Source organism: Pectobacterium sp. CFBP8739 (genome assembly GCF_013449375.1).
Taxonomy (GTDB): Bacteria; Pseudomonadota; Gammaproteobacteria; order Enterobacterales; family Enterobacteriaceae; genus Pectobacterium.
Window position 1 is genome coordinate 389,207 of sequence record NZ_JACDRR010000007.1, and the last position, 16,594, is coordinate 405,800.

The following is a 16,594-nucleotide window of genomic DNA, read 5'->3' on the forward strand; positions in this document are numbered from 1 at the left end:
TTAATTGATAAAAAGGTCGTGGTAGGCCCTGTATGAAATAATAACACGCCATCACCAGAGCAACTCGATGTGGCAGTTGTTGAACACGCTATGATCTCGAACCGCAGATTTCCTGCAAATAAGCATAGGGTGACTAAAACGTCGCGGTATTAGGCTTAGATATTTGCGAATAGGTCGTTACATTGATACCGACGTTTTCTCTCGCTTTCTCTCGCAGCGTTGCTATATCCCGCTTTGGGGCAACGCCAAACATACGACTGTATTCACGACTGAATTGTGATGGACTTTCATATCCAACCTCGAAAGCCGCCGTTGAAACGTCACGGTGCTCGTTCAGCATCAATCGCTTCGCCTCATTCAGGCGCAACCATTTTTGATACTGAATTGGGCTCATCGCCGTTAGTTGCCGAAAGTGTTGATGGAATGATGGCGTACTCATCTGAGAATGGTGAGCCAACTCTTCAACCCGTAATGGCAATGCAAAGTTTACTTTGAGCCAGTCTATCGCCTTTCCAATCCGGTGCCCATGGCCATCGACAGCTGCAATTTGTCGCAGCCTAGCAGCCTGATCGCTCATCAACAACCTGTAGTGAATCTCACGTTGAACCATTGGCTCAAGAATGGGGATGGCCTCTGGTTCATCCAACAATGCCACTAGACGGCAGAATGGCGCTAAGATCGCGTCTGTGACGGTACCAATACCTATGCCACTATTTACCGATCTATCCCTTCGAGACGACAAATTGCCGTGGGTGATCAACTCAGCCAGAATCCGCTGATCCAGTTTGAATGCTAGCCCTAAACAGGGTCGGTCACTGCTTGCCTCTGTGACTTCTGAGTTCGCGGGCAGGTCAAGCGATGTGACCAGAAATCGCGATGAATCATATCCGTAACCCTCACCACCGACCCACATCTTTTTGGCCCCATCCACAACCAAAACGATGCTGGGGGGAACTATACAACTGACTGGTGGAGCCGGTGCATTGCGGCGAAAGAGATCCAAACCCGGAATCGCAGTGCCGAAATCGCCTGTATCAGGTGTGCGCTTAGCGATGTCGCTAATCAGCGCACTCAGGTAGTCATCTCGTTGCTTCTTGGGGGATTGTGCAGAAATCATCTTGGCTCGCTCCTCTACGAATTTCACTTCTCACTGTAGCCTATCTGAAACGCGTAATCCTATAGGAGCAGCAAAGGTTCATAGGATTAGGCATGTAAACCATAGAAATATGCTAATGGCGCTCAGGTTAAAGATTCTACAATCCTCACACCAAGAACGAGCACGCCTCGGCGCTTGGAACCAGTAGACACGCCAACAGGCCGAGCGGTGGTAGCGGTTGGATCTGGACTAGACAAAGCAGAACAGTGGCCGTGTTACCAGAACTGTTTATAGGTCGCGCTGGAACGCTCATCGGCAAAGTACCAAATCAATGAACAAAACGGGTATGTCAACGGCATGCCAGCATCTCCTGTGCTACCAGTAATGAGGAAATACTTACGTGTTATTAGATCGCAGCAGCCAACATTCTCATGGCGAAGAACGAAAAGCGTGGGGCGCCGTAGTTGCGATGTCTTTGGCCGCCTTCGCTTTGGTTGCCTCGGAGTTTATGCCTGTCAGCCTGTTAACACCTCTGGCAACTAACTTACTGATCACCGAAGGTCAGGCAGGTATGGGTATCTCGGTATCCGGACTGTTCGCCCTGTTCACCGCGCTTTTGATTACACCCATCGCCGCCAAAGTGGAACGCAAGCGCCTACTGCTGTCTATGATCCTGCTTATGGTCATTTCTGGAACAATAGTCGCGTTCGCTGCCAACTACGAAATGTTCATGGTTGGACGAGCACTCATCGGCGTGGCAATTGGCGGTTTCTGGTCACTTAGCGCTGCCACATCCATTCGTTTTGTTCCTGCCCATCACGTGCCGAAAGCCCTTGCATTCGTCAACGGTGGCAATGCACTCGCCACGGTTATTGCTACGGCTGCCGTTTTCTCTTACCTCGCGGGCCGGTCAGCAGTTAAAGCTGCTGGCAAAGAAGACGTTCATGCGAGAGAGGTTCTGGCATTGGGTGAATGAATGATGCGCCCTATTACGGAATAGGCCATCCCGATGTGTAACCGATCCAACATGAGCGACAGAACAGTAATTGATATCGGTATGTAGTAGGCACAAATGTCGTGGGGTGAGTTGTCATCGCCTTTTCTCGGCAAAGCCATAACCCTGTTTCACACCCTTTGTAATCAAGAAAAATTGACTTAAAAGGAGCTAAAGATGAATCAATTCTCTTTCTACAACCCGACCCGAATTGAATTCGGGTCAGGAAAGGAAGCCGAGATCGGAAAGCACCTCTCCGAGCACCGGATTAGCAACGTTCTGCTGTGCTACGGAAGCGAACGTATTAAACGTGAGGGATTGTTTGATGTCGTGAGCCGAAGCCTTGCAGATCAAGGTATCACATTTGTAGAACTCGGCGGCATCGTCAGCAATCCCGTTCTTTCGAAAGTTCGTGAAGGCATCGAACTTGCCCGAGCACATGATGTAGACGCCGTCCTGAGCGTAGGGGGTGGTTCCGTGCTCGACAGCGCCAAGGCGATCGCTGCGGGCGCACAATACGACGGCGATGTATGGGATCTGTTTGTCGGGAAGGGAGCTCTTACATCGGCACTCCCCTTGTTTGCGATCCTGACGATCGCTGCGACGGGCAGCGAAATGAACGGTTATGGCGTGGTCACCAACGAAGAGACTCAGGAAAAGTTATCCATCGGTAACGACCACACTCGTCCCAAGGTATCCATACTCAGCCCGGCGCTCATGGCCGGTGTATCGCGCGACTATCTGGCATATTCGGCTTCTGACATCATCTCGCATCTTATCGAGGTGTACTTTACCGCAACGGTTCAGCCCAAATTGCAGTCACGTCTCGTGGAATCGCTGATTAATACCGTGATCGACACAACGCGTGTGTTGCTGGATAACCCTGCCGACGCCGCTGCGCGTGGGGAGTTTGCCTGGGCAGCCACACTGGCGCAAAACGGCCTGACATTCTCCGGCTGTGCGGGGTTCGGCTACCCCAACCACGCAATAGAGCATTCATTGTCGGCGCTGTTCAACGTACCGCACGGTGCGGGGCTTTCAGTTGTTATGCCTGCCTGGATGAAGTGGTACCAGGATCAGAATAAATCTCAGTTCGAGCGCTTTGCCAAGTATGTGTTCGGTTTACCGTCGGCTGAAGAGGGCATTGCTGCATTGGAACGCTGGTTCGTCGAGATCGACACCCCCATCCGCTTGGGACAGTTAGGCATACAGGAATCGGATCTACCCGCCATCGTAGCCAACGTGCAAATCAATGTGAAGGCGTTCGGCATCGCAGATGCTTATCCCCCCCATGTAGTGACAGATATTCTTAAACGCGCGCTGTGAGGCGAGCACTATTCACCTAATCCTGAAGGAGTAAAGCCATGACCCGTTTATTTTCTCCAACGAATTTCTTCAAAGTTGCACTCATCGCAAGTGCTATATCAATGGTAGGTGTACAGTCAGCTACGGCTCAGGCTCAGGCGTCTACAGCAGACACACCGTTGCAATTGGTCCAAACTTGGGACAAGACCTTCCCCCAGAGCAAGAAAGTGGATCACCAGAAGGTTACCTTCAAGAATCGCTACGGCATCACCCTTGCCGCCGACCTGTATCTACCGAAGAACCGTGAGAACCAGAGACTGCCTGCGCTGGTGGTTGGCGGTCCGTTCGGCGCCGTGAAGGAACAAGCATCGGGCTTGTACGCGCAGACTCTTGCCGAGCGCGGCTTTGTCACGCTGGCCTTCGATGCTTCCTATACAGGGGAGAGTGGCGGCGAGCCACGTAACGTAGCGTCACCGGATATTAACACTGAAGATTTCATGGCGGCGGTGGATTTCATCGGGCTGCAACCCTACGTCAATCGTGAGCGTATCGGTGTGATCGGCATCTGCGGTATGGGCGGTATGGCATTAAATGCCGTGGCTGCCGACAAGCGTGTTAAAGCCGTTGTCGCCAGTACCATGTATGACATGAGCCGTGTCATGTCTAAAGGGTATAACGACAGCGTGACGCCTGAACAACGGGAGCAGACGCTGGAGAAACTGAGTCGGCAGCGCTGGGAAGATGCAGCAAAAAACACACCGACTTATCAACCGGCCTATAACCACTTGAAGGGCGGTGAAGCGCAGTTCCTGGTTGATTACGCTGACTACTATATGACGCCACGTGGTTATCACCCGAGAGCTGTCAACTCTGGTAACTCTTGGACTGTCACCACGCCGCTGTCGTTCATGAATATGCCGATCCTGACTTACATCAAGGAAATTTCGCCACGTCCTATCCTGTTTGTCCACGGTGAAAAGGCTCACTCGCGTTACTTTGCGGAAACTGCTTATGAAGCCGCAGCGCAACCGAAAGAGCTCCTGATCGTTAAAGGTGCCAGCCACGTTGATCTATATGATCGCATGGATAAGATTCCCTTCGACGAGATGACGACGTTCTTCAATAAATATCTGTAAAACCGATAAATTTGGGGGGAGCATATGGATATCACCTACAACTTCAAAGGAAAAGTTGCCCTGGTCACTGGCGCAGCGATGGGAATGGGGCTAGCCACCGCACGCGCGTTCGCACGAAGCGGCGCGCACGTGGTGTTGGCCGATCGCAATGGTGAACTTGCTGTTCAGCATGCTCGCGCTCTCGTGGCCGAGGGCGCTAGCGCCTTGGGCGTGACTTGTGACGTGACAGACGAAGCCCAAATCGCTTCGACTGTGGATCGAATCATCGCTGAATATGGGCAGCTGGACATGGCTTTCAACAACGCTGGCATCCAGGTGCCGCCATGTGATGCAGCTGAAGAGCCAGCCGAGGCATTCCATCGGGTCGTGGCCGTCAACCAGTTTGGCGTTTGGGCAAGCATGAAACATGAGCTTCGGGTAATGCGTTCCCGAGGAACTGGGGCAATTGTTAACAATTCATCGCTAGGCGGTCTGGTTGGACTGCCCGGTCGAGCGTCCTATCATGGTAGCAAGCATGCCGTTCTGGGCATGACCAAGAGCGCGGCAGTGGAGTATGCGGCTCTTGGCATACGCATCAACGCGATATGTCCAGGCACCATCGACACACCGATGGTACAGGATATGCTCAACGGACAACCAGAGGCGATGGCTGCGATCCTGAAAGAACACCCGATTGGGCGAGTGGGGCGGGACGATGAGGTCGCTGCTGCGGTCCTATGGCTGTGCAGCTCCGCAGCGAGTTTCGTGGTCGGTGTCGGTCTGCCTGTGGACGGTGGCTTCACTGCTCATTGAATGTGCTGATATGCAATGGTAGCCCATCAATCGTGTTGGTGGGCTGCCTATATCAGTCACAACAATCCCTATTCCCGATAACGGATACCTTCTCGCTTATGACATATGATATGAGAAGCACACTGATTGGTCTGAGTTGCTTTCTGGCTGCTTCAGCCTTTGCGGCGAGTTCGCCTGAGCCACTACGGGCAAATGCTGCCGAGCTGGCCTACGACAGACTCACACGAGGGCCTGTACCCATTCCACCCGCCGAGCGGGCCCTGCAAACCACTGAAGCAACCTCGTGGTTCAAGGTCGCCGACCAAGGGCTTATTCTGGAAGGGGCGATTTTCGACTCTAATGGTAACCTGCTTTTCTGTGATGTGACGGGTCGTCGTGTGCTGCGCTTGTCGCCGGACCGTAAATTGTCCACCATCATCACTTTGGAGGGACTACGGCCGGGTGGACTGGCGCTGCATAAGGATGGCCGCCTCTTTATTGCCGCTATTGATCTCGATACTGGTCGAGGCGCTATCTTTGCATTGAGTCCTGATGGTTCATCCTTGAAGAACATCGTTGATCCTGATGCTGGATACTTACCCAATGATCTGGTGTTCGACAGCCAGGGAGGTTTCTACTTCACAGACTTCAAAGGCTCTTCTACGGAACCAAAGGGCGGCGTGTACTACGTCACACCTGATTTCGCTACGATCAAACCTGTTTTGCCAAATTTATCAATGGCGAATGGCGTTGCTCTCAGCCCAGACGGCAAGACCCTGTGGGCCAGCGAATTCGGTCGCAACCTCTTGCACCGTGTCGAATTAACCGATCCGATGACAATCGCCCCAATCGGCTCTGCTGTTCCCTATCGATTTACAGGGCCTGCACCGGACTCGATGCGCGTGGATGCAGATGGCAATGTCTACGTGGCGATTTATGGGCAAGGCCGGAGTATGGTCTTCAACCGTAACGGTATTCCCATTGGACAAATTTTGTTGCCTGAGAGGGATAACGGGCGGAACCTGCATTCAACCAGTCTGGCTATACGGCCTGGTACGAATGATCTTTATGCCGTTTCCAGCGATGGTCCTGGCGGACAGGCCGCTATTTTCCACTCAAAGGTTTTTGGCTTAGGTCTTACACCCGAGGTAGTACATCAGTGAAAGCTTTCAATATCTGGTTTGTGATCAAAGTGGGGCTGATTATTGCTTTTGTGTCTGTATTGGCTGTGGTTGCTTATCTGCAGCATCCCTTGTTTGGTCAGCTTCCATCTGAGGAGCAATTGGCACGCATCACGCAGTCGCGGAACTACCTACAGGGGGAATTCCGAAACCAACTCGAAACGCCGTTACTGACAACCGATGAATCACAGTTCTCAATCATGTTAAGTAACAGTTTCGGCAACAATGGCAATCCGCGACCTCCTGGCGCGATCCCTGCCATGAAAACAGATCTCAAGACCCTTGATGCGAAGCGGGATTTGGTCGTCTGGCTGGGGCATTCCTCATACTTTATACAAATGGCCGGGAAACGCATCCTGATTGACCCAGTGTTCAGTGCCAACGCTGCGCCAATTCCGTGGGCCAACGAGGCATTCGAAGGCACAAATCTGTATAGCGCACAGGACATGCCTGACATTGATGTATTGCTGATCAGCCACGATCACTACGATCATCTGGACTATCCCACTGTTCTGGCGCTTCGAGACAAGGTCAAACGAGTGGTCGTTGGCCTTGGCGTTGGGGCGCACTTCAAGCGTTGGGGCTACTCTGTTGACCAGATTCATGAAGCTGACTGGAATGACATCGTCAAGGAATCTCCTGAGCTGGATGTCCACGTCGTTCCGGCCCGACATTTTTCCGGTCGTACACTGACACGGGACCAGTCACTCTGGGTTGGTTTTGCGCTGGTATCGCCGCAACGTCGTATCTTCTTTAGTGGCGACTCCGGATACGGCCCGCATTTCGCCGCAATCGGCCAGCAATTAGGCCCCTTTGACTGGGCAACGGTTGATACAGGTCAGTATGATCCGCGCTGGGCTTATGTGCATATGAATCCCGAAGAGGCTGCTCAGGCAACTGAAGATTTGAGGGCACGCACGTTTACACCAGGCCATGCAGGTCGTTTCTCAATCTCGCCTCACGACTGGGATGACCCATTTAAGCGAATCACAACGGCAAGTGCTGGGCGTGGGTATGCGTTATGGACGCCAGAAATTGGTCGCACGATTTATTTAGATGATCGTGCACAAACGTTTACTCGGTGGTGGGAGCATGTGCGATAGCGCTTAAAATCTTATAACTTTTTGATTTTATCTCAGTTAAAGATTGCGTTTTTGGAACGCTTTACAGGTGAACGTGCCGCTTTTTCAGCGACACGTTGCTGTGCCGAGTTGATATTCTGCACCAGTAGTTTACGGAGTTCACCACGTTTCTGGCGTGCATCTGACAGACTGATTAACGGATAAGCGCCCAACGCTATGCGGGTCTCTTTGCCACAAAAATAATATCTGAAGTACCAGAGACGCGAACCAGTAGGTTTAACATGAAGATACAGGCCGTGTGAGTCGGATAGTTTTATGGGGGTAACAGGTGGTTTTAAGTTGCGGATATTTGAGTCATTAAGCGCCATTTGGGGGTCACCCCGTCATCGAACCAACTTGCCCCCAAATCTGACCACCACATTCTTCCGATACGGAGGCAAAACGGAATGTACATAGGGAACGATTCTCGGGTGGAATGCATTGAATAAAATGATAAAAACAAAAACCCCGCTTAAGTTTCCTTAAGCGGGGTTTTCTAATTTGGCTCCTCTGACTGGACTCGAACCAGTGACATACGGATTAACAGTCCGCCGTTCTACCGACTGAACTACAGAGGAATCGGTTAAGTGCGATGGATAATAGCGGGAGCGTTTCGGGTTGTCAAAGGCTGTCATCACTCGAGGTGTTTGATTGTCGAACTAATAACCAACATATTGAAATTATTGCCCAAGTTGAACACAGGAAAGTTGTGATACGCATCAATTAGCAAGCAAGCGTGCACTCTAAAATAGCAGACCTTGCTTTAGAATGGTGCAGACGGGTATTGGGCCAGAGGCTGATTCTTCAGACAAAAGCAGGGAGGTTGGTTAGCAGAATCATTGCTTTTCCTTATTTTACCTGTGGCTTATCAATGAGGTATCACTTTTTCTTAGGCATAGAAACATAATATGGCGCGCTTTTTGCTACCTCTTTAGAGTAACTACTCAGGAGGCAGACATGAATCTTAGACGGCTCAAATATTTTGTGAAAATCGTTGATATCGGTAGCCTGACGCAGGCTGCTGAGTTGTTGCATATTGCACAACCGGCGCTGAGCCAGCAGGTCGCGACGCTGGAGAGTGAACTCGAAAAACAGCTATTGGTGCGGAGTCGGCGCGGTGTGACGCCTACCGAGGCGGGGAAAATTCTTTATTCTCACGCACAGACGATATTGTCACAGTGTGAACAGGCAAAGGATGCGGTGAGTGGTGCACGACAATCAATGAGTGCGTAAACGCTAACGATGAAGGCCAGCTGTTCCCCGATGGCTGGCTAATCCATCTGACTTCTTTTCTGGTGTTCTGTCAGAAGCTGATGTGTTTTTATTTTTTCGTGAATTTCATCACAATTTATCGCATTATCGATCTTCTTTGAACAGAAAACGTCGTTCTTAAAAATAAAATGGTTTTTTAGTTTTTTTATTTATTTTGTTTTTTTATATGCACCTTCATTTTATTGCAGCAGTGTGAATATGATTTCCTTAAAATGGTAATAGATACTAGCGATCAGGCCATTCACAGTGTTACATTAATCTTCGTTATGTTTTCTCTAATCCTGTTCGTCATGGCAGGGGTTACCTTATGGGTATATGACGGTTATTTTTTTGATTAAGGAGTTCAAATGAATAATATCCTCTCTCATCTTTTAATAAAGCTGGCAGAAAAAGAAGTTGGAGAAAAAGCGCTTAATGCGAAGATTGAATCGTTAGAGATGCTGATTTCTGCTATTGTTTCAACACTCGATGACAGTAAAATCAATGAGTTAAATAAAAAGATAGAAGGTGTGGTTGCTGATGCTTCTCAGCGGAAGGATGATTATAATTCCTTAGCTTTCGAACTATTGGCAAAAAATATCAATCGAATCACAACCGTTTCATTACGGGAATAACTTTCTTATATATAAATGGTAACGACATTAATTGGTTGTATAGTAATTTCCGCATATACAATTGAGAATTATTTATATTCAATAATAGAGAATATTTGTGCTATGGGTGATTTTACTGAAAGAAATTGAAGGCGCTGACGTTGTCCGCGCCTTTCTTGCATTTATACGCTTTACTTCATGTCAACAGCCTGCTTTTCCCGACGAATAAACTGATAAGCAATAGCCAGAACAATAAACCACAGCGGCGTAACAATGAGCGCCTGCCGTGTATCTGGCTGTAACGTTAACAGTACAATAACAAAAGCGAAAAAGGCCAAACATACCCAGCACATGAAGATACCCAATGGCATTTTATAGGATGATTCGGCATGTAGCTGAGGGCGTTTTTTACGGTAGGTCAGATAAGAGCACAGGATGATGCTCCATATGAACATAAATAAGATTGCGGAAACAGTGGTTACCAGCGTAAAGACGGTCATCACGTTCGGAATCAGGTAGATCAACACGACGCCAGACAGTAAACAAATACAGGAAAACATCAGTCCAGCCGAAGGGACAGCACGTTTAGAGAGCGTGCCGAAGCCTTTCGGTGCATCGCCTTGTTTAGCCAGACCAAAGAGCATGCGGCTGGTGGAGAAAACGCCGCTATTCGCTGAAGATGCCGCAGACGTCAGGACGACGAAGTTGATCATACTGGCAGCCGCAGGTAAGCCGACAAGCACGAACATTTCCACGAAAGGACTACGATCTGCCGTGATCGCGCCCCAAGGCGTGACGGACATAATCATGATTAGCGCAAAAACATAAAACATGATGATGCGAATCGGGATAGCGTTAATCGCCCGCGGCAATACCACTTTCGGGTTTTTCGTTTCAGCTGCCGTTGTACCCACCAGTTCGATGCCGACAAAGGCGAATACGGCTATCTGAAACCCAGCGAAGAAACCGCTTATTCCTTTGGGGAACATGCCGCCATCATTCCAGAGGTTGGTAAAAGAGGCGACGTTGCCTGACGGCGAAGAGAATTGCATCATGACCAGTACAGCGCCAACGGCGATTAACGCAACGATGGCGACAATTTTTATCATGGCGAACCAGAATTCCATCTCACCAAACAGTTTCACGGTTGCCAGATTGAGCGTAAGTAAGAGTAGCACGCAAAGCAGGGAGGAAATCCACTGTGATAAATCGGGGAACCAGAACTGAGAGTATGCACTAATCGCGACGACATCGGCGATCCCGGTTACGACCCAGCAGAACCAGTAAGTCCAGCCAGTGAAGAAACCTGCCCATGGCCCGAGCAAGTCGGCCGCGAAGTCACTGAATGACTTGTAGTTGAGGTTGGAGAGTAATAGCTCTCCCATTGCGCGCATAACGAAAAACAGCATAAAGCCAATGATCATATAAACGAAGATGATCGACGGGCCAGCCATGCTGATTGTTTTGCCTGAGCCCATGAATAGCCCAGTACCGATTGCTCCGCCGATGGCGATGAGCTGAATATGACGATTAGTCAGATTCCGTTGCAGTCCCTCTCCCTGTTCAGGGGCAAGGTCTGCGGCTTCTTTTGATTGTTCGGCCATTTAAGTACACGTTCCTGTTTCTGTTTGTGATGTTTTTTTGAGCTCTTTGGTGGCTCTCGTTTGCGAAAATCGAAACAAATAAGATAGCGCAACCGCGGTACTTATTACAGCGGATGTCTGAGATAGCCAGGCATAAAGAGGGCAGATAATGATGTAAAGTGATGCTGTATAGTTTTCGCCCTAAAATGAAGAAGATATAAAACGCTGAGAGGCCGAGATAAATAGGTTGAGTAGGTTAGCAAATTTACCAATTGCTAACAATGTTATTATCGTGCATAAAAAATTAATATGAAGTGTTTGACAGACGAGTCAGGGAGGAGAATAATCCTCCCCGTTGGGTCGTTAGCTCAGTTGGTAGAGCAGTTGACTCTTAATCAATTGGTCGCAGGTTCGAACCCTGCACGACCCACCAACAATATCAAAGGGTTACAGTGATTTTTTCTATTTTTTATTATTGTTTTTCTTTGGGTTAGCTTTTTTTATTTATATCCCTTCTTAAGTTTACTCATATTTTTCTGCGTTATTTTATTATTCTCTGTTTCTTTATTTTATCTTATTTCTTTCACGGTTTTTTCTTGCTTAATAGATCGAGTTTTCTCTGGCGTGTTTTTATTCAGAGGGCACGTTAACGTCGGCGAAGATATAACGGGCTGATGGTATTGTTGAAACTCACGCTCTGTCTGATGAAGGCGTGCCTCACGTGCCCTGAAGAGTCGTGATGTCGTGATAAAGTGCTATGCTTAACAGACGGGATAGTCGATAGAGCGTAATAATGATGTTGCGATTTGAACTGCTCTAAATAAATCACGTTACAAGTAACATGTTCACGCGCAAGGCATTTGCCCTTTAGGACGAAACACGCAGAAGTGCACATCAGTGTGCCGAGTCGCGTAGCCAGCGCGTATGTAGCTTGAGTATGACGAGTTTGCACAGGGCTGTGTTCACACCACTGGGGCGGCGTTTAGAGGTAGCTGGAGTTTCCTGGTTAGCCATAAGCAAGTTTCTGCTTGATTTCGGAGGGGGTTATATGGGATTCGAAAAATTACTGGCCGTCATAGAAAAAAGTCACCAGGATCCAAAATCGGTTATCTCGCTGTCTGAACTGAGCCAGGCAATCCATGAGATAATCTGTACTGAAAGTTCGCAAGAGTACAAAATCAATGAATGCTTCACCGAGCTGAGAGAACTGGTTGATGAAAGAAAAGCACTATCGAGGAAACAGTTCCTGGATAAAGCATTGGTGACGGAATTAACGCAATATAAAAAGAAAGAAGAGGCGCTACTTTTGAAACTCATCAGTATTGGAAGTAAATAGACGAGAGTCTCTATTTTCTAATCAGTATAGCAACACTAAATATCACTACACCGCCAGAGCAAATTATTAGCATGGCGGTGTAGCAAATAGTGCTATTTACGGTAGCTGGTTTTGATCTGTTTAATCGTGTTATCAAAAACAGTGGCTTGCTCGGCATCTTCCAATTGAGCAATATATCTTTCCATATTGATGATAACTTTACCGGCATCTGCCTGGCCGATCGATTTTAATAACAGCGTGACCATCGCCTTCAGGCAGGTAACCTCGTGGGCCAGTGTCTCAGTTGATGCGGCAGTAGAAAAATCTGCGTTGCTCATGTTTTCTCCTCAACAAGAAAAAGATGTTTTTCTTCGCCTGCTGCGGGCGTTGCCGCTGTGGCGGCAGGCAGAACCAGATGAACAGGAGTATACCATAAAGCATATTGTGGATTGATATTATTCGCGGATGACGCCATTTTAGTGACTGTTTTTTATGCATTTAACTTATTAAAAGAGCGTCTATATTCTTGGTTTTTTTCGTGGTAGAGGCTATAGATGTGTTTCGTTTAATACATATGATGTTCACTATGGACGTGCTTCACTGAATATATTATTTGTATAATAAAGTGGCAGGCGATGATAAAATCCCCAATGATATTCCGATTACAATAGTGATTTTTTATTGACATTTTAAATTTAAAGCCAATTGCAGACCATTTGATTTGCATTGTTTTTTATACATTTTGTGCAGCCGGACTGTTTATAGTGCGTGGCGTATTTGAAATGTTAAGAATGTGATCGACATACACCATCAGCTTGACGATATATTGTTATGATCGGGAACGCGCTTTATTCTTTCTCGGCATATTTTAAAATACATATTCATATAAATCAGTGTTCATTATTTTTTTAAACCAACGTAGTATCACCTGCAAGCAACTTTTTATGTAAGTGTTACTCCCTTTTTTGGAGAATTATTCTTTGATTAGCGTTTTTCTTGTTGATGACCATGAACTGGTGCGGGCAGGGATACGACGCATTCTTGACGATATCAAAGGTCTGAAAGTGGTTGGTGAGGCATGCTGTGGTGAAGATGCCGTGAAATGGTGCCGAAGCCATGATGTGGATGTTGTCCTGATGGACATGAGCATGCCGGGTATCGGTGGGCTTGAAGCAACGCGTAAAATCCTGCGTTTCACTCCAGATATAAAAGTCATCATGCTCACTATTTATACGGAGAATCCACTACCCGCAAAAGTGATGCAGGCGGGGGCTGCGGGATATGTGAGTAAAGCGGCTGCCCCTCAGGAAGTCATTTCCGCCATTCGAGCAGTACACGCAGGTAAACGGTATATTGCTTCTGATATTGCCCAACAGATGGCACTAAGCCAACTTGAGCCGCAAACGGACGCACCGCTGGAGTGTTTGTCTGAACGCGAATTACAGATTATGCTAATGATAACTAAGGGGCAAAAAGTGACTGAAATCTCAGATCAGCTTAATCTTAGCCCTAAAACCGTGAACAGCTATCGTTACCGTATGTTTAGCAAACTGAATATCAACGGCGACGTAGAGTTGACTCATCTGGCTATCAAGCATGGGCTTTTTACCGCGGAGACATTGTTAAGTAGTGAGTGAGAGTTTCGATGCTTCGGCATTTTTAAAAACGGTAACGAGCCAGCCTGGTGTCTACCGTATGTATGATGCGGGCGATACGGTCATCTATGTCGGTAAGGCAAAAGACTTAAAAAAAAGGCTTGCCAGCTATTTCCGCAGCCATGTCGCCAGCCGTAAAACCGAGGCATTGGTCAAAAGCATCAAGCATATTGATGTCACGATCACGCACACAGAAACTGAAGCCTTACTGCTGGAACACAACTACATTAAGCTTTATCAGCCGCGCTATAACGTCTTGCTGCGTGATGATAAATCCTACCCCATGATTTTCTTGAGCGGTGATGCTCATCCACGTCTGGCTGTTCACCGTGGTGCCAAACATGCGAAGGGCGAATACTTCGGCCCGTTTCCCAACGGCAATGCCGTGCGTGAAACACTGATATTGCTGCAAAAACTGTTCCCAGTGCGCCAGTGTGAAAATAGCGTTTATCGCAACCGCTCTCGCCCTTGCCTGCAATATCAAATTGGTCGCTGCCTTGGGCCTTGCGTTAGCGGTTTGGTTAGCGAAGAGGATTATCAACAGCAGGTTGACTATGTTCGCCTGTTTTTGTCTGGCAAAGATCAGCAGGTACTGAATCAACTTATCTCCCGGATGGAAGCGGCCAGTCGCGACCTGAATTTTGAAGAAGCAGCTCGGATACGCGATCAGATCCAGGCCGTTCGGCGCGTGACGGAAAAACAATTTGTTTCCGGCGACGGCGAAGATCTGGATGTGATTAGTGTGGCTTTTGATGCGGGTATGGCTTGCGTCTATGTCCTGTTTATCCGGCAGGGAAAAGTCCTTGGCAGCCGGAGCTATTTCCCCAAAGTGCCTGGTGGTACGGAATTAGGTGAAGTGGTGCAAACGTTTGTCGGGCAGTTCTATTTACAAGGAAGCTTAGGCCGAACGCTTCCTGCAGAAATTCTGCTTGATTTCACTTTGCCTGATAAAGACGTGTTAACGGAGTCCCTGACGGCGGTTGCGGGGAGAAGAGTACAGATTCAGACGAAGCCCCGTGGCGACCGTGCTCGCTATTTAAAACTGGCGCGGACGAATGCTGCTACGGCGTTAGTCACAAAATTGTCTCAACAATCTACCATTCATCAGCGTCTGACCGCATTAGCAAGCGTCTTGCAACTGCCTGAAATCCATCGCATGGAGTGTTTTGATATCAGTCACACGATGGGTGAACAGACGGTGGCATCCTGCGTGGTATTTGATGCCAATGGTCCGTTACGTTCGGAATATCGCCGCTATAATATCAGTGGCATTACGCCCGGTGATGATTATGCTGCCATGGCGCAAGTTCTCCGACGCCGGTACGGTAAAGCGTTGGATGAGAGTAAAATACCTGATGTTATTGTGATTGATGGCGGGAAAGGGCAACTTGGTCAGGCGCAGGGCGTGTTTGACTCGTTACAGGTATCATGGGATAAAAATAAGCCGTTGCTGCTTGGAGTTGCGAAAGGCAGCGATCGTAAAGCTGGATTAGAAACCCTGTTTTTTGAAGCGACAGGCGAGGGCGTAGCACTGCCACCTGATTCTCCCGCGTTGCACGTTATCCAGCATATTCGCGATGATTCACATGACCATGCGATTGGTGGACATCGTAAAAAGAGAGCAAAAGTAAAGAATACCAGTACGCTGGAGCTTATCGAAGGTGTCGGCCCTAAACGTCGTCAAACCCTGCTGAAGTACATGGGAGGGCTACAGCCGTTGATGAATGCCAGTATTGAGGAGATTGCAAATGTTCCAGGAATTTCGCATGCATTGGCAGAAAAGATCTTCCATGCATTGAAACACTAGGGACAATGTAGCAACATACTCTTAGTATCCACTCCAGCCAGATAGTTACCTAAGCGCTATGCAATTTAATATACCGACGTTGCTTACCCTGTTTCGTGTTGCTCTTATTCCGTTTTTTGTGCTGGCGTTTTATCTTCCGTTCGTCTGGGCACCGCTGCTTTGTACGCTGATTTTCGTCTTTGCTGCCGTGACGGATTGGTTTGATGGTTTCCTCGCTCGCCGCTGGAAGCAGACCACGCGTTTTGGTGCCTTCCTCGATCCCGTTGCGGATAAAGTGATGGTCGCTGTCGCGTTGGTGCTAGTTGCGGAATACTATCATTCCTGGTGGATTACGCTGCCGGCAGCAACGATGATTGCGCGGGAAATCATTATTTCCGCCTTGCGCGAGTGGATGGCTGAGATTGGCAAAAGAAGCAGTGTTGCCGTGTCGTGGATAGGAAAGGTGAAGACTACGGCTCAGATGATGGCGCTTTTTGCTTTGCTATGGCGCCCAGAGCCCATTGTTGAAGGTGTTGGTGTTGTGGCGCTGTACATCGCGGCTGTGCTGACTTTCTGGTCAATGTTCCAATATTTGAACGCTGCGCGTCACGATTTGCTTGAACCTTGATCGAAGCGCCGTAAAAAACAGCAAACGAACGTGGTTGCTTGATAATTCTGTTGACTCATCGTGTCAGGTCAGTAGAATGCACCGCATCAACAGCAACGCTGGTTTGTAAGAAGTTAAAAGAATCAGTAAGTTCTGTATTGCGGGAATAGCTCAGTTGG

At 48.4% G+C, this 16,594-nt stretch carries 14 protein-coding genes, 2 tRNA genes and 2 pseudogenes; 13 read left to right on the forward strand and 5 right to left on the reverse strand.

The annotated features are described in order from the left end of the window. Positions 1–133 precede the first annotated feature (133 nt). Positions 134–1,117 (reverse strand): AraC family transcriptional regulator, encoded by a 984-nt coding sequence (locus H0247_RS07740; protein ID WP_180742017.1) that lies wholly within the window; start codon positions 1,115–1,117, stop codon positions 134–136. A 379-nt stretch (positions 1,118–1,496) separates the two neighbouring features. On the opposite strand from H0247_RS07740, the gene H0247_RS07745 reads away from it, so the two are divergent. The 6 genes from H0247_RS07745 to H0247_RS07770 all read left to right on the forward strand — a co-directional run bounded on the left by H0247_RS07745 (position 1,497) and on the right by H0247_RS07770 (position 7,586). After that, positions 1,497–2,072, forward strand: a complete 576-nt coding sequence (locus H0247_RS07745) for an MFS transporter (RefSeq protein ID WP_370463314.1) — start codon at positions 1,497–1,499, stop codon at positions 2,070–2,072. 195 nt (positions 2,073–2,267) lie between these two features. Further along, a complete protein-coding gene (locus H0247_RS07750; RefSeq protein ID WP_180742018.1) occupies positions 2,268–3,416 on the forward strand; it encodes an iron-containing alcohol dehydrogenase in 1,149 nt (382 codons plus the stop codon). A 38-nt stretch (positions 3,417–3,454) separates the two neighbouring features. Further along, positions 3,455–4,531: an alpha/beta hydrolase gene (locus tag H0247_RS07755; protein WP_180742019.1), complete on the forward strand. Its 1,077-nt coding sequence runs from the start codon at positions 3,455–3,457 to the stop codon at positions 4,529–4,531. A gap of 24 nt (positions 4,532–4,555) precedes the next feature. Then, on the forward strand, positions 4,556–5,323 hold the full coding sequence (locus tag H0247_RS07760) for a glucose 1-dehydrogenase (RefSeq protein WP_180742020.1): 768 nt from the start codon (positions 4,556–4,558) through the stop codon (positions 5,321–5,323). Positions 5,324–5,433: 110 nt separating this feature from the next. Continuing rightward, a complete protein-coding gene (locus H0247_RS07765; protein ID WP_180742021.1) occupies positions 5,434–6,465 on the forward strand; it encodes an SMP-30/gluconolactonase/LRE family protein in 1,032 nt (343 codons plus the stop codon). Beyond that, on the forward strand, positions 6,462–7,586 hold the full coding sequence (locus tag H0247_RS07770; RefSeq protein WP_180742022.1) for an MBL fold metallo-hydrolase: 1,125 nt from the start codon (positions 6,462–6,464) through the stop codon (positions 7,584–7,586). The genes H0247_RS07765 and H0247_RS07770 overlap by 4 nt, the downstream gene beginning before the upstream one ends. A 59-nt stretch (positions 7,587–7,645) precedes the next feature. Here H0247_RS07770 and H0247_RS07775 read toward each other — a convergent pair. Further along, positions 7,646–7,933: pseudogene (locus H0247_RS07775) on the reverse strand (Arm DNA-binding domain-containing protein); the annotation flags it as partial. A 173-nt stretch (positions 7,934–8,106) separates the two neighbouring features. Beyond that, positions 8,107–8,182, reverse strand: a tRNA-Asn gene (locus H0247_RS07780). Positions 8,183–8,561: 379 nt separating this feature from the next. Here H0247_RS07780 and H0247_RS07785 point away from each other — a divergent pair. Together H0247_RS07785 and iraP are read left to right on the forward strand one after the other, a co-directional pair. Continuing rightward, positions 8,562–8,831, forward strand: a pseudogene (locus H0247_RS07785) (LysR family transcriptional regulator); the annotation flags it as partial. Between the two features lie 392 nt (positions 8,832–9,223). Then, entirely contained in the window at positions 9,224–9,490 is a 267-nt protein-coding gene (gene iraP / locus H0247_RS07790; protein ID WP_180742023.1) for an anti-adapter protein IraP, read from the forward strand. A gap of 170 nt (positions 9,491–9,660) precedes the next feature. Here iraP and cycA read toward each other — a convergent pair whose 3' ends face one another. Continuing rightward, a complete protein-coding gene (gene cycA, locus H0247_RS07795; protein ID WP_180742024.1) occupies positions 9,661–11,073 on the reverse strand; it encodes a D-serine/D-alanine/glycine transporter in 1,413 nt (470 codons plus the stop codon). 336 nt (positions 11,074–11,409) lie between these two features. On the opposite strand from cycA, the gene H0247_RS07800 reads away from it, so the two are divergent. Together H0247_RS07800 and H0247_RS07805 are read left to right on the forward strand one after the other, a co-directional pair. After that, a tRNA-Lys gene (locus H0247_RS07800) sits at positions 11,410–11,485 on the forward strand. 525 nt (positions 11,486–12,010) lie between these two features. After that, positions 12,011–12,388 carry a hypothetical protein gene (locus tag H0247_RS07805; RefSeq protein WP_255433898.1) on the forward strand — a complete coding sequence of 126 codons (378 nt, stop codon included), beginning with the start codon at positions 12,011–12,013 and terminating at the stop codon, positions 12,386–12,388. 92 nt (positions 12,389–12,480) lie between these two features. Here H0247_RS07805 and H0247_RS07810 read toward each other — a convergent pair whose 3' ends face one another. Then, entirely contained in the window at positions 12,481–12,705 is a 225-nt protein-coding gene (locus H0247_RS07810) for a DUF2594 family protein (protein WP_180742025.1), read from the reverse strand. A gap of 642 nt (positions 12,706–13,347) precedes the next feature. Here H0247_RS07810 and uvrY point away from each other — a divergent pair. The 3 genes from uvrY to pgsA are packed head-to-tail and all read left to right on the forward strand — an operon-like array spanning position 13,348 to position 16,436. Then, positions 13,348–14,004: a UvrY/SirA/GacA family response regulator transcription factor gene (uvrY, locus tag H0247_RS07815; protein WP_180742026.1), complete on the forward strand. Its 657-nt coding sequence runs from the start codon at positions 13,348–13,350 to the stop codon at positions 14,002–14,004. Next, positions 13,997–15,829 (forward strand): excinuclease ABC subunit UvrC, encoded by a 1,833-nt coding sequence (gene uvrC / locus H0247_RS07820; RefSeq protein WP_180742027.1) that lies wholly within the window; start codon positions 13,997–13,999, stop codon positions 15,827–15,829. Before uvrY ends, uvrC begins: the two co-directional genes overlap by 8 nt. 58 nt (positions 15,830–15,887) lie before the next feature. Continuing rightward, a complete protein-coding gene (gene pgsA / locus H0247_RS07825) occupies positions 15,888–16,436 on the forward strand; it encodes a CDP-diacylglycerol--glycerol-3-phosphate 3-phosphatidyltransferase (protein WP_180742028.1) in 549 nt (182 codons plus the stop codon). Positions 16,437–16,594: the final 158 nt, after the last annotated feature.